Here is a 13984-nt window from a genome sequence, read left to right on the forward strand (position 1 = left end):
AATTAACGCAACAATGAGTACCAAGATTGCCCTTGATCTATTGTCGGCAAGCGAATCCGTCAAATCATTAACAGCGGTTGTTCGTTCGAGCCAAAATGCTTGGAAAGCTCAAGAAGCGGAGATGAAATCTGCTGGTGATGCAGTTGGCGCTGCTCAGGCTAAATATGACGGCTTGGGTAAGTCTATTGAAGCACAGCAGTCTAAGATTGACGCTCTCAAAGCTAAGCAAAGCGAACTCAAGGGCAACACTGCCGATGTTGCTCAACAGTTCTTGAAGTATCAACAGCAAATTGATGGTGCCACTAAGCAACTGGCCAGTATGCAAGCTCAGCAAGACCGCGCTAAGCAAGCAATGGACTATCAAAAGTCCGGTTTGGCTGGCCTACAGCAAGAGTACACAGCTGCTGCACGCGCCAATCAAGCCTATGTGACTCGCCTAGAGGCTGAAGGCAATCAGCAAGAAGCCAATAAGGCAAAGATGGAGGGTTATAAGTCCTCCATTGTCAACCTTAACGAACAATTGGCCAAGCAATCTGCTGAGTTGGATAAGATTGCGGCGGCTAGTGGCAAGGATTCAGACGCTTGGCGAACGCAGAAGACACGTGTTGACGAGACAGCAACCAGTTTAGCCAAAGCTAAGTCATCAATGACCGGCTTGCAAGCTGAAATGGACAAGGCTAATCCGTCTATTTTTGATCGAATCAAGAGCCACATTGCAGGCACGAAGAGTGAAGCTGACAAGACAAAATTAAGTTTCAAGAAAATGGTTAGCGCTACTGCAATTGGACAAACAATAAGTAATGGTTGGTCAGAATTTAGTGGCACTATTAAATCGACCATAACGCAAGGCATTCAATTAGCTGAAGCTGGAGAACAAGCAACACGAGTATGGAAAACTTTAGGCGTCAGCGGCAAGGGTGCAGAACAACTAGTTGGTCAAATGTGTGACTTGAAGTCTGAGACTAACTTGTCAGCAGATCAAGTATCTGTTTTGCAAAAGCGCTTTTATGGCATGACAGGTAATGTTGACAAAACTAAGGCTTTGACACTAGGCGTAGCCACACTTGCAGACAAGCTAAGGCTTTCTGGTGACGGTGCAAGTACATTTGCTAAGTCCTTGCAGCGTGCATTTAACAATGGGAAGCTTACTACTGGTGTTCTAACACGTATGGAAAATGCTGCGCCTGGTCTTGGAAGTGCATTGGCTAAGGCCGGTGGCGTATCTGAAACGGCCTTTAACTCCATGGTAGCAAGCGGTCAAATCAGCAGTAAGAAACTGCAGGATTTGATCGTAAAAATCAGCAAGGACAGCAAGTCTACTTTTAATGACTTTGGTAATACTGCCGAGGGTGCTACGCAAAGATTAAAGGGCGCTTGGCAGGGAGTTGAAGCAACACTTGCTAAACCTTTGGTATCAGTTCAAAGCACTGGTATTAACAGCATTGTTAATGTTTTAAAGTCGTCCGCAGTGACTTCCTTGTTTACTTCATTGGGGAAAGCCATGGCCGGTGTAGCGCAACAAGCAAGCAACTTATTGAACTATGTGGCTCAACATCAAAAAGATATTGGTGGCATTATCACCAGCCTAGGTACTATTGTGAAGATTTTTGCTGGGACAGTGTGGCACACAATTGCTGGCATTGTTTCAAGCATAGCCAAGAGTTTTGGACTGATGGGCAGTGGTGCAAGCAAAGCAAACGATCCGCTGAAGAATGCCAACACAGCCCTAAGCAATATCGCCAAGAACAAGAGTGGCATTCAGACAACAGCCAAGATCGTGTTGGGATTGTGGGCCGCTGTAAAAGGCGGAGAAATTGTTTCTAAAATCGCCAAGGGCGCAATTACGGCGATAAGTGGGGCAATGGATCTATTTTCTAAGCGTGCCAAAATTATGGCAGCAGCACAAAAAGTGCTTAATGTGGTTATGGAAGCTAACCCTTGGATAAAACTAGCAGTTGTTATTTTGGCTGTTGGAACGGCATTATTTGAGCTTTATAAGCACAACGCAAAGTTCAAAGCTTTCGTCGATGGCATTGTAAAATCCATTCAAAACATGTGGAAAGGCATGGAGAAATGGATTAGCCAGATGGTCAAGGGCTGGAACAGTGCTTGGTCGTCAGTCGGTAAGGGCTGGAACAGTTTCTTGAAGACAATGAATGGTTGGGGCAAATCAATTGCATCTGCTTGGAATAAGATTTGGGCGCCAATCGCCAAGGGCATGTCTGCTGTTTGGGCAGGTGTGGTGAAAGCCACTAAGGTCGGGCTGAATGTGCTGAAGTTGGCGATTGTAATTCCGATTGCGCTAATCGTTGGCTTGGCAATCAAAGCCTGGCAAGAAATTGAAAAGCCATTCATGGCGGTATGGAATGGCATTGCTAAATTCATTAAGCCTATTCTGACCAGTATTAGCAATTTCATCACTGGCACAGCAAAAGACGTATCCAGCGCGTGGAACAAGTATTGGCAGTTCGTTGCCAAGTTCTTCACTGGCATTTGGGACACAATTGTTAAGGTTGGCACGACGGCTTTTAACACGGTTAGCAAGGGCATTAGTTCGTTCTTGTCAGCTGTCAATAAGGTGTGGACCGATTCATGGAACGCCATCTCTAAATTCTTCAGCAACATTTGGAACGGTATGGTAAAGTTCCTTACGCCGATCATCAATGGCATTTCAAGTGCAATAAGCAATGTAATTAATGCCATCAAGAATACGTGGAACACCGTGTGGGGTGCCATTTCTAAATTCTTTGGTGACACATGGAACGGCATGGTCAAGTTCTATTCACCAATCATTCACGATATTTCAAGCACAATTGGTAGTGTCATTAACACAATCAAAAAGGTGTGGAAAGACGTTTGGGGTGATGTAGGATCATTCTTCGGCGGCATCTGGGACGGCATCAAAAAGGCAGCGGAAAGCGGAATCAACTTTGTGGTCAGAGTTATTCGCACTGGATTGTCGGCAGTCAATGGTGTTCTTGGCTTCTTCGGGGTCAAGAAGGTTAGCTTACCATCATACGTACACTTTGCCCAAGGTGGTAAAGTCGGCAATAACGGCACACAGCTGGCTATGGTTAACGATGACGGCAGCGAGCATTACAAAGAATTGATCCACAAGAAACGAACCGGTCAATGGCTTTATACGGACAAGAAGAATGCCATTTTACCTCTGGAAACTGGCGACCGTATTTACAATGGCAAAGAAAGTAAAGCCATTGCAGATATGTATGGCATTCCCGGCTTTGCACATGGCGGCATCATCGGCAGTGTGTGGGACGGCGTTAAAGACGCTAGTTCGTGGGTAGTCGATAAGGCTGAAGATGTTGGCAAATGGATCGGTGATAAGTTCGAAGCAATTGTAGATTGGATCGCTCACCCGGTTAAGCATGTAACTGATCTAATCAGTAGGAGTATAAAAGGGATTATTAGCTCTTCTCCAGTAAAAGCATTTGGAGACTTAGGAGTTGGCATTTTTAAACATGCATATAGCGGAATTGGCGCTTGGATCAAAAAAGAGCTAAAAAAAATAGAAGATTCCATGGGTAATCCCGGTGGCTCAGGCGTGCAGCGTTGGAAGCCATATGTCATTAAAGCTTTAAAGGCCAATGGATTTGACGCTAGCGATTACCAAGTTGCTGCATGGATGCGAGTTATCCAGCGTGAATCAAATGGCAATCCTAAGGCAATTAACTTGTGGGATAGCAACGCTAAAGCCGGAATACCTTCAATGGGGCTTGTACAAACCATTGGGCCAACGTTCAATGCGTATAAGTTCCCCGGCCACAACGATGTTTATAACGGCTATGATGATCTGCTTGCCGGTATTCACTACATGAAGGCTATCTATGGCTCTGGAAGTTCTGCCTTTGCTCGTGTCAGTGGCCCTGAAGGTTACGCCAATGGTGGCTTGATCACACAGCCAATCCATGCGCTTGTTGGCGAAGATGGCCCAGAAACAATCTTGCCGTTAACTAAAACAAGCCGTGCTTGGCAACTACTAGGTCAGGCTGTTACCAACATTAATCACAACTTGGGTAATGGTGCCGTTGCTGAAAGCGAAAACAGCGGTACAGATGATTTAGGAAAGAAGTTGGACAATATTGCTGATCTTCTCACGAAACTCAGCTTTGTTCTGCAAGTTGGGGACGACCAGTTTTATCCAAAAGTTGCGCCAAAAGTTAAGCAGTACAACGACAGAACAGACAGGTTCAATGCTTATTGGAAAGGAGGAACCGTTTAATTGAAACAAGCAGGCGTGACCATCACATACGCCGGAGTAGATATTACCCAATGGCTGTATGTGCAGATGGTCAAACGTGATGTAGGAACTAATCATGTCAACACAATGCAAAAGGTCGGCATTAGCGATGGTCAGATGCTTCAATACATGTCACGGGACGTCAAGACGATTGTGGTAACTGGGATCGTTATGAACGATGATTTGGTACCACTAAGGCGTTCCTTGGCCGCTGCTACTGATGCGGACGAACCACAGCAGCTAATCTTTGGGGATGAGCCTGATAAATATTATCTAGCCATCGTAGACAGTCAGCCTACCTTCACCGAAGGATTTCGATCAGGGACAATCTCAATCAGCTTCGTCTGTCCCGATGGTGGCATTGCGCACTCGGTAGCCATAAAGGCATTTGACAACATAAACGATGACACACTATCTGACACCATCACGGTTCATAATGGTGGCACTTATCCTGTTGAGCCAGTTATTACGGCAACTATGCATGCGGATAACGGCTTTCTAGGATTTGCCAATAGTCATGGTGGCGTGCTTCAATTTGGCAACCCTGAAGAAATTGATGGCTATACCAGCGAAGAAAGTGAAGTGGCCTTGAATTTGGCAGCCGTTCAAGGATCGCACATGGATAATCAAGCAGCTTCCAATAATCTTTACTGGGGAGACAATCCAGCTACGCCGAATGAACAGATTGGCAATGCGATTTGGACAGAGGACAGGTTCGATGGCTGGAAGGTTGAGCCTAATTGGTCCAGTATTACTGGCGACCACAAGTATTGGAATGGGCCTTCAATCAAACACAACCTTGCTCAGACACATAATGGTAACTTTACGAGCAACCTAACTTGGGACGTCATGACACGTTTTCAAACTGGTGTCTCAAAGGTCGGTTCACTCGAAACAACCTTAGAAAGTGACGGCAAGCCAATCTTTCAAATGATCTTGAAAGACAATAGTGCGCTGTCTGACCAAATATGGTGGATGTGTTACTACAAAAATCAACTAGTCGTCAATGAACAGTTAGATCGCAATATCTTCACTAACGACAAATTCATTCAGCTAGAATTGCAGAAATTTGGTAATTCGGTTGTTTTTAGAGTGTCACCATGGGTTGGCAATCGAGGACGAGAGACGACTATTACCCGTCAATTCACTTTTGCGGACGCTGCTAGTGTCGAGACTAAGCAATTTTCAGCATGGTTTATGCGAGACAAGACATGGGGCGAGTCGACTATGTATCTATTTGCGTCTACCGTTAAATGGCAGAACGTAAGCTGGTATACAGATATTAAGAATCGCTTCAGCAATGGCGATGTAATTACGGTTGATGTGGCTAATACCAAAACTTATTTCAATGGTAGCGAAGATCGCACATTGCATACATTAGGCAACCAGTGGGACAAGTTCCTTTTGCCACCCGGAGATACCATCCTTCAGCTCATGCCATCAAGCTGGGCACAACCATTTGCGTGTGAAGTTGCTTTGAGGGAGGCGTGGTTATAAGTGGAATACTATTTTACCGACCGCAAATTCAATGTCATGGGCGTTGCACGTACAACTGGAAAAGGCGAATGGCTGGTTAGCGCTGATAGTGAAGTAAAAGCAACTGATGATAGGCCTTCCATTGCCTTGACCTTGACGATTCCATTTAAAACTGAGCAAGAGCAGGCCATTGATGAAATGGCGGCTGAAAACAATTTTGTCTTATATCAAGATGAAGAAGGCAATGGGCATCAAATGGTCATTGCCAGTGTTACTCACGATACATTAGCGCATATTCATACAGTCGTTTGTACGGATGCAGGCAACGATCTGATGAATGAAGTGGTGGGCGCCTATGCCGCTGACAAAGCCTATACTATCGCTGATTACATCCTCAGGTTTACAAATGATTCTGGCTGGGAGATCGGTATTAATGAATTTCCTACAGACGTCAGAACACTTACATGGACAGATGAAGACACTGCACTTAGCCGCATTAAATCAGTCGCGAAAGATTTTGATGCAGTGCTTAGCTTTGGCTTTGTTTTTGTAGGTACGACTGCCGTAAAACGTGTTATCAATATCAGACATGAGGAAACTTCCGACAGCTTGATTTCCTTTGAGATGAACAAAGACATCAACAATATCGTAAAGACAGTTGATATATACGACATGGAAACCTCGGTGAAGGCCTATGGTGCTACACCTGATGGTTCAAACGATCCAATTAATTTGATTGGGTATAGTTGGACTGATCCAACCGGACAATTTGTACTTGACCAGTACGGATTCTTGCACGATGCCATTGCTGTGCAGAAATATTCACGTTTGTTAAGCAACAACAACCCTAACCCAACACAATCTGATTGGAATCGGGTCAAAACATTTGATTCGACTACTCAGGCCACGTTATTACAAGCAGCCCTAGCAGACCTGAAAAAGTATAACCATCCAAATGTCAACTATGAAGTTGATTTGGCAAATGCGCCCTATGTGCCATTGAATCAAACGGTACACATTGTTGACGAGAACCAGAATCTATTTCTTTCTGCGAAAGTGTTGTCGGTTGAACGCAGCCGCGCTGGTCATTATACCAAGCTCACTTTAGGAGATTACGCAAATGAGCAGCCTAATTTGTATTCAGCGCTTAAGGATATGGCAGTTAAGATTGAAAATATCCCTAAAACCGTTCAATACTATCCGTGGGTTCGTTATGCCGATGATGATCAGGGCACTAATATGAGTGCTTTGCCAGCTGGTAAAAAGTACATGGCAATCGTTTGGTCAAATAAGTCATCCGTTCCAAGTGACAATCCGGCTGATTATGCTGGTAAATGGGCACTGATTAAGGGTGCGGATGGTGCTGATGGTAAAGATGGGGTGCCCGGCAAAGCCGGTGCCGATGGCAAGACGCCGTACTTCCATATTGCGTATGCCGACAGTAGTGACGGCAGAACGAACTTTTCGATCGATACCCCCGGGTCTCGCAAGTACATCGGTAGTTATACAGACTTCACACAGGCAGATAGCACAGATCCATCACTTTATTCTTGGCAACTAGTACAAGGGCCAAAAGGTGATACTGGACCGCAAGGTCCTCAAGGACCACAGGGTCCTCAGGGCGTTCCCGGAAGCAAGGATGTGCCATACACGTACATTCAGTTGGGCACGCCCGCTAGTCCCAAGAAAGGCGACCTATGGTGGCATGGGACAACGCTTAACGATGCCACTGCATTGCAATACTACGATGGGTCAACTTGGATTGACCAAAGCATCCAGCAGGCGGTTCTCAGTATCAAGAAACTGCAATCGATTGAGGTTGACAGTGCGACCATTAATTCTCCTGATATTAATGCACCATTCAAGCACATTGCCCTTGGTGATGCCAATGCTGGAAAGTTCAGCAGTGGCATCACCATTATGCAATACGGTCACGTGAATGTCTCGGGCAGTATTGAAGACGATCAAGGTACGCCTGATGGGAACGTGCTAATTAGCGACTTAGGACCATCAGGATTCATCAGTCGCGAGCTTACGCCTGACATGATGGGGGACGTTCAGTATGCTAATTTGCAAGGTGGCAAGCTCAACCTTTCAACATTAATTAGCGCTGAAAATGCAGCTACCAAAAAATATATTCGATCTGAATTCACTTCGGCAGACAACGTGACATTTTTCTACGTCAACACAACCGCGCTAAGCAATATTGATATTGATTGGGCATATATTTACTACACGCGACGTGGAAATTTGGTGACCGCCAACTTTCAAATTCATACAATAGCTAATCAATACAATTTCTTGAGGCTCGCAGATATTAGACCCGGTTACAAGCCTTATTTGACAAACAATATTGTTGCAAGCTGCTTGAGCTTTTCATATTCCGGACAATCTACCGCTATGTATTCAAGCACGCCAAGTGGAGGAACGGTCGGCTGGTATAGCAACATTTCCAAAGCTTCTGGTAGTTATGGTGGCTCGGTGTCGTATCTAACTCAGGACGATTATCCGACGGGGGACTCGTTTTTTCGCTAGGAGGCAATTATGAAAATAAAAGTGTGGACGGATGGCAATAATCGGCTACTTCATTGGGCAAATGCTGATGAAAATAGACCAGTAGGGCCAACCGATGAAGGATTTGATGTTATTGAGGTTGATGATGCCATTGGCTTGTATGAAAACCATGCAAGTATTGTTGATAGCAAGGTTGTTCCAGATGCTGGTTATGATCCAGACGCTGACAGACCTGCACCTGAGCCGTCACCAGAACATCAGATGATTGCCGCACTTACTCTTGAAGTAGCGCAGCTGAAGGCGGCGAAATCAAGTGACTAATTATGATCAGTGTGCACTACTTTACAGTTGGGGAATTGATTTAGCGCCTTATGTACCGATAATGATTACCCCAGATCAATACAAGCAAATTACAGGCAGTGACTATGTCGCCAGCAAAAGCTAGTGGCTATTTTTGTGGAAGGAAGTGATGACAATGTTAAATAAAATTAGAGATCACCCGATGCATACAGTACTCGCCATTGGCATAGTTGCCATTGGCTTGTTTCTAATCATCAATGACCATTATTTCATCTGGCCCCCACATTACACTGACTGGTTAAACGATGACATTGTGGGGTTTTTGTTTGTTATTGATGGGCTCGGGATTGGGGGTTGGGTTCTATGGGAAACACAGTTGGCAGTAATCAATCGTCTGTTGCTTACGACTACCAGCTTTTTAATGTCATTCTTGACAATACTGCAATTGCTGACCTCGATCTCAACTGGAATCTACACAAGTTGGATCAGCAATGCGATCATAACAGCCTTCGTGCTGATTCTGGCGCGAAGGAGTGACAGCCGTGACAGCAGCGATAACCAAAGCAATTGTTGATTTTGCCCCATATCTTGCCGGTATAGCATCGGCCGTTATTGCCTTCATGACCTACCGCGAGGGTAAACGAAAAAACAGGCATGATGAGCTTGAGGATATGAATGACAGATTACGCGCAGACAATGACCGTTTGAGACGTGAGAATGAGCGTCTCAGGAAGGAAAACAAATCATGAATAATTGGACAGAACTTTTAGTATCACTCGCAGTAGCAGCAATCCCAATCATTGGGGCTTGGATCTCAAAACAATTGCTGGCTAACAAACAGGCACTCACCTTGGTAAAGGTACTAGGCCCATTGGCAAACGCTGCGGTAACAGCAGCAGAACAGCTCGGTGTGACACAGGCGATTGACGGTGCGGTTAAGAAATCGACTGCCATTCAAGCGGTTAAAGATGGTTTGAAGTCGCTTGGCTTCACCAGCACAGACGAGCAGACGATTGCCAACGCGGTTGAGAAAGCTTATGCGGATTTGAAAGACAGCCTAGCAGAAACCTATCCACAAAAGACAGTTGATCAGGAAGCATCTAATCAAGATAAGGTAGCTGCCGCAGCTCAGGCGGCCGCAGACGCAGTTAAGGCTCAACTGGCACCAGCATCTGTTGCTCCACAGCAATAAGGAGGACACCATGAAATTTAAAACTAAACTAATCACCTTGGTAGTCGCCTTCTTGGCGGCTATTTCTTTTGCCCTGCCATCGCAGGTAAACGCGGCCAAGGGAGATCAGGGACCTGATTGGTCAAAGTATCAGGGAGCAATTGGACGATATGGAACAGACCAAGACAAGTTCATCATCGCTCAGATCGGCGGGACTTACGGTGGTACTTACATCGATCAGTGGACGTACGATAGCCAAATTGCTAGTGCCAAGGCGGCAGGAAAACGTGTGCATAGTTACATCTGGTATGGTGTTGGTGGAAGTAGCCAGTTGGGATTAGAAGCACTTGACCGTTATATGCCTCGTATCAAAGCGCAGACACCAAAGGGAAGCATCGTTGCTTTGGATTACGAAGATGGTGCTTCTGGCAATATGGCAGCTAATACGGATGCAATTTTAGCTGGCATGCGGCGCATTCGTTCAGAAGGCTACACGCCCATGTATTACAGCTACAAGCCATATACATTGGCACACGTCGATTATCAGCGTATTCTGAAAGAATTTCCTAACAGCCTTTGGATTGCTGCTTACCGTGATTATCTACCAACTACCAAACCAGACTACGGTTATTTTCCAAGTATGGATGGGGTAGCTATTTGGCAGTACACGAGCGCATTTTGGCTGTCGCAAGGCCTCGATGGTAACATTGATCTGCTTGGTATCACTGATAATGGCTACTCGAAGCAGCCAGAAAATCCGTCAGCACCTGTAACACCGGCACCAAGCCAGCCAGCAGAATCAAATGCAGCCAGTGATACCGACTATGCGCAAACTGGTGTTTTCAAGCCGTCCGTGACTGTTAACATCCGCACTGGTGCCGGAACCGGCTATGCATCCGTTGGTAGCTATGCACCTGGTGAAAGTGTGATTTATGATCACGTGTATATCCGTGGCACATATGTTTGGGCACGTTATCTCAGCTACTCAGGCAGGTATCATTATGTTGCCTTGGGCGTGAATGGTGGGGAGAGCTATGGTTCTCGCAGTTCGAATGTGCAAACCTATGCGCACACGTACTACACAGTCCGCTCTGGTGACAGCTTCTGGAATATTGCCAGCAAGTATGGCATCAGCATGTACACATTGGCTGCTAACAACGGCAAGTCAATCTACAGCCTGATCTATCCCGGCGAAAGCCTATATATCAGGTAACAAAAAAAGGTCCTCTGCTCGCTAACGCGGGTGGAGGGCTTATTTTTGTTGGAAGGTTGTTCTTTTACGTGACATCAGTTGCTGCTTAAACTAAGATATTGATGAGGTGATAATATCATGGCCGAAGATTTTATGTTCTCAGATAAAGATGAATTAGTTTTTCACATATACAAAAGGCTTAATAATCCTACTTTATCGAAAGTTCAAAAGAGCTTGTATTTTTTGTGGGCTTATTACAGTGGCACCTATGGTAATGTTGATAAATCGGAAGAAACTGATTTTGGCCAAACAAATTACCCGGCTAATCTGTTCAAACCTGAATTTGAGGCTTGGAAGTATGGCCCAGTTGACGATAAAGTATATGCCAAACAAAAAAACGGATTCTATCTAAAAGATAAATGGAAAGAGTATCAACCTAAAAATAGTGAAGAAGTTGAAGTTGTATCATTTATTAATGACTTGTTGAGCCAAATAAATAAAGTAAACGACTTTGGATTAGTCAATCGATCACATGAGGATGAGTCTTGGTCAAAACCGTTTAAGAGGGCTCATGGGGAACCTCATGCGCATATGGATCCGGACGAAATTAGGAAAGAATATGCTAAAGTCGTCGATTGACAGAAAACACAAAAATAAATATTCGTCCGAATCCAAATGAAACACGAGAAGTGTTAGAAATACTAATAACAGATCAAGGTGGTAACAAAAAAGCCTTCTGCCCGATTGGGTAGGAGGCTTATTTTTGTGCACTAAATTATCAGCCACAGAGAAGCCATTGAAACACGATTTAATAACTTGCTTCTGGATGCTTCTAGATTTTTCAGTCAAAGGGGACAAAAAGGGGACAAGGATACCTCAAATGTTGATACATAGCTATCATCTATGCCCGGTGGAGGCATTTGTGTTAACCGGCGAACGCTGACAAAATCGCATAAGGGGTCTTTGATATGCAACCTGTGCTACTAGCCACTGTCCATCACCCAAATGTCTCTTTGCCTCAGCTACAACAGGTTGTGGCGAGTGTCAGCAAAATATTTTCGGCCATCTACGTCACAATCAGTTCTGCCACTACTAATGAGATCGCGCGTTTACTAGACGAAGCACCGAAATTTCATTGCCGCATTATTGAGCCGCATGGTGCTGCCGATGCCCGCCGAAAAGTACTTGAGTTTGGTTTGCAGTATGTCCATTATTCGGCATCATTTTTTTACTGCGATTTTGATAAGATCGTGGTGGCGGTGGAACGGGCAGAGCCTGCGCTAGAAGCATTTGTGAAACGACTTCAGGCGGTTGACGGGTATCAGATTGTCGGTCGTGATTCAGTGGTGATACACAGTTATCCGGCAACTTGGCGCGAAACCGAGGCTATTACCAATAAAGCGGCTTCTGCGGTGTTGGGATTGCCTGATCTGGACATAACGGCTGGATGCTGTGCTTTTAGCCAAGAAGCGGCTAGGTATATTTTAGCTAACTCAAAAGGCTTACTGACGGATACAGAATGGCCATTGATTTGCAAAGTCGCGAAATTAACAATCACGGCAATAAAAGTCAGCTTTTTACCTTATGATCAGGCGGTCAATGCTGGACGGAACGATGATAATTGGCGTGGCTATGCATCAAGGTTGAGGCTTGCTTATCAAGCGTTACAGTCATTGGATCAAGGTTCGGATAGCTTGAAGCGTACCGATCCACTCGAACAAGTTAAGGTTGGCTGGCCATATAATGGTCACTGAGATTTTGACAGTTTTCCATTTTTGATCGGTGAGCATAAAAAACATCCCTTGGGTTTTACGCTCAAAGGATGTTTTTCGTAAATTGCAAGAACAAGTTAGCCAGTCGTTGAGGACAATCCCAGAACAGGCCGTTATCAAATAGAAGTTGTGGCGCTAGAGAGACTACTGGGCCATGCGGCGAACGCGCCGAGCTTCGGCCTCAAAGTTTTGCTGGGGTGTGCAGTAGCCCTGTTGTTTGCGAGGCAACTGATTCAAGCGGTCTTGCGTGGCCTGCACTTGACTAGGGCTAATGTCATCTAGGGACATGCCCTTAGGGAAGTCCTGGCGGATCATCCGGTTATGTGCCTCGTTGGTGCCACGGTCGCAGGACGTGTAAGGATGGGCGTAGAAGATCTCAGTTTCCGTCCCAGCAAAAGCAGTATTTAAGGCGGTGAACTCGGGTCCGTTGTCGGCTGTGATGGTCTTGATGCAAGCTCCCCATTCGCGCTTGATTCCACGCAATGCATAGCTCACAGAGTCTGCATCTCGTCCTTCGATCAAGCGGAGAAGTTGGCAACGGGTCTTGCGCTCAATCAGAGTCAAGATGACGCTCTCCTTGCCATTGCGTTTACCGACAATGGTATCCATCTCCCAGTGACCGAACTGCCTGCGTCGTTCAACGACCTTAGGCCGTTCCTCGATACTGCGGCCAGCCAGGCGCTTAGCCTTGGTGTGGTGCTGGTGAGAGGTCTTCCGCTTAGTCTTCTCCAACAGGTCGATATTTCGAATCTCTAGGCGTTGGTCGTCAATGTACTGGTACAAAGTCGAGGCACAAACAAGCTCTTCAGGAGTAAACAGCTTGTGTCGCTTGGCATAGCCGATTGAAGCATCCGGCGACCATTTGTCCTGCTTAGCTCGCTGTACGTACCAGGCTAAGAAGACCTGTACGCTGGCGAACTTGTCAGGACGATGGCAGCTCAAGCGTGCAGTCTCGTAACGTGCCTGAGCAGCCTCTGGCAGGTATTGTCGATGGTAGACGCGCTTGCCATTACTCTTCTTGACCTGATCTACTGTACCTCGCTTGATTTCATTATTAATGGTCTGCGGGCAGACGCCAATTTCAGCAGCAATCCAACGATTGGACTTCCCAGCTTGGCGGAATCCGGCCACTTTTCCGCGCTCGAGTGATGTTAAGTGCTGACCTTTTTGGCGGTGTGTGCTATCCTGTTTCTGCATCAAGACAATATCCTCTTCCATTGTTTGTGTAGGAACTTCAATGATACAGGATATCTGTTCTTGATGTTTTTTATTGTCCAAAAAATTTTGAGACAGTGGCTAAC

At 45.6% G+C, this 13984-nt stretch carries 12 protein-coding genes; 11 read left to right on the forward strand and 1 reads right to left on the reverse strand.

The features are described from left to right. The first annotated feature begins 13 nt into the window (after positions 1-13). The 11 genes from LBCZ_RS01935 to LBCZ_RS01980 all read left to right on the forward strand — a co-directional run bounded on the left by LBCZ_RS01935 (position 14) and on the right by LBCZ_RS01980 (position 12665). Positions 14-4240, forward strand: a complete 4227-nt coding sequence (locus tag LBCZ_RS01935; RefSeq protein WP_080769638.1) for a tape measure protein — start codon at positions 14-16, stop codon at positions 4238-4240. Continuing rightward, positions 4241-5755: a distal tail protein Dit gene (locus LBCZ_RS01940; RefSeq protein ID WP_039639596.1), complete on the forward strand. Its 1515-nt coding sequence runs from the start codon at positions 4241-4243 to the stop codon at positions 5753-5755. It begins immediately after the preceding gene. Next, positions 5756-8269 carry a phage tail protein gene (locus LBCZ_RS01945; protein WP_039639594.1) on the forward strand — a complete coding sequence of 838 codons (2514 nt, stop codon included), beginning with the start codon at positions 5756-5758 and terminating at the stop codon, positions 8267-8269. Positions 8270-8278: 9 nt separating this feature from the next. After that, positions 8279-8569: a hypothetical protein gene (locus tag LBCZ_RS01950; protein ID WP_025014032.1), complete on the forward strand. Its 291-nt coding sequence runs from the start codon at positions 8279-8281 to the stop codon at positions 8567-8569. Further along, positions 8562-8693 (forward strand): XkdX family protein, encoded by a 132-nt coding sequence (locus tag LBCZ_RS16540; RefSeq protein WP_032959329.1) that lies wholly within the window; start codon positions 8562-8564, stop codon positions 8691-8693. The genes LBCZ_RS01950 and LBCZ_RS16540 overlap by 8 nt, the downstream gene beginning before the upstream one ends. 30 nt (positions 8694-8723) lie before the next feature. Beyond that, a complete protein-coding gene (locus LBCZ_RS14585; RefSeq protein ID WP_080769576.1) occupies positions 8724-9122 on the forward strand; it encodes a hypothetical protein in 399 nt (132 codons plus the stop codon). Continuing rightward, on the forward strand, positions 9091-9297 hold the full coding sequence (locus tag LBCZ_RS01955) for a hypothetical protein (protein ID WP_016369922.1): 207 nt from the start codon (positions 9091-9093) through the stop codon (positions 9295-9297). The genes LBCZ_RS14585 and LBCZ_RS01955 overlap by 32 nt, the downstream gene beginning before the upstream one ends. Beyond that, positions 9294-9740, forward strand: coding sequence for a phage holin (locus LBCZ_RS01960; RefSeq protein ID WP_039639592.1), 447 nt, complete (start codon positions 9294-9296; stop codon positions 9738-9740). Before LBCZ_RS01955 ends, LBCZ_RS01960 begins: the two co-directional genes overlap by 4 nt. A 10-nt stretch (positions 9741-9750) precedes the next feature. After that, positions 9751-10932 carry a GH25 family lysozyme gene (locus tag LBCZ_RS01965; RefSeq protein ID WP_015975061.1) on the forward strand — a complete coding sequence of 394 codons (1182 nt, stop codon included), beginning with the start codon at positions 9751-9753 and terminating at the stop codon, positions 10930-10932. Between the two features lie 117 nt (positions 10933-11049). Next, positions 11050-11550, forward strand: a complete 501-nt coding sequence (locus LBCZ_RS01970; RefSeq protein ID WP_015975062.1) for a type II toxin-antitoxin system antitoxin SocA domain-containing protein — start codon at positions 11050-11052, stop codon at positions 11548-11550. A gap of 329 nt (positions 11551-11879) precedes the next feature. Further along, a complete protein-coding gene (locus tag LBCZ_RS01980) occupies positions 11880-12665 on the forward strand; it encodes a hypothetical protein (protein ID WP_025013995.1) in 786 nt (261 codons plus the stop codon). A gap of 162 nt (positions 12666-12827) precedes the next feature. Here LBCZ_RS01980 and LBCZ_RS01985 read toward each other — a convergent pair whose 3' ends face one another. Further along, entirely contained in the window at positions 12828-13880 is a 1053-nt protein-coding gene (locus LBCZ_RS01985; RefSeq protein WP_010620018.1) for an IS30 family transposase, read from the reverse strand. Positions 13881-13984 lie beyond the last annotated feature (104 nt).

Origin of the sequence: Lacticaseibacillus casei DSM 20011 = JCM 1134 = ATCC 393, assembly GCF_000829055.1 — a bacterium.
Taxonomy (GTDB): Bacteria; Bacillota; Bacilli; order Lactobacillales; family Lactobacillaceae; genus Lacticaseibacillus; species Lacticaseibacillus casei.

What these genes read in the sequence shown, in the direction of transcription:
- LBCZ_RS01985 (WP_010620018.1), bottom strand. Translation starts at nt 13,880, where the DNA reads ATGCAGAAACAGGATAGCACACACCGCCAAAAAGGTCAGCACTTAACA.
- LBCZ_RS01970 (WP_015975062.1), top strand. Translation starts at nt 11,050, where the DNA reads ATGGCCGAAGATTTTATGTTCTCAGATAAAGATGAATTAGTTTTTCAC.
- LBCZ_RS14585 (WP_080769576.1), top strand. Translation starts at nt 8,724, where the DNA reads ATGTTAAATAAAATTAGAGATCACCCGATGCATACAGTACTCGCCATT.
- LBCZ_RS01965 (WP_015975061.1), top strand. Translation starts at nt 9,751, where the DNA reads ATGAAATTTAAAACTAAACTAATCACCTTGGTAGTCGCCTTCTTGGCG.
- LBCZ_RS01935 (WP_080769638.1), top strand. Translation starts at nt 14, where the DNA reads ATGAGTACCAAGATTGCCCTTGATCTATTGTCGGCAAGCGAATCCGTC.
- LBCZ_RS01980 (WP_025013995.1), top strand. Translation starts at nt 11,880, where the DNA reads ATGCAACCTGTGCTACTAGCCACTGTCCATCACCCAAATGTCTCTTTG.
- LBCZ_RS01960 (WP_039639592.1), top strand. Translation starts at nt 9,294, where the DNA reads ATGAATAATTGGACAGAACTTTTAGTATCACTCGCAGTAGCAGCAATC.
- LBCZ_RS01950 (WP_025014032.1), top strand. Translation starts at nt 8,279, where the DNA reads ATGAAAATAAAAGTGTGGACGGATGGCAATAATCGGCTACTTCATTGG.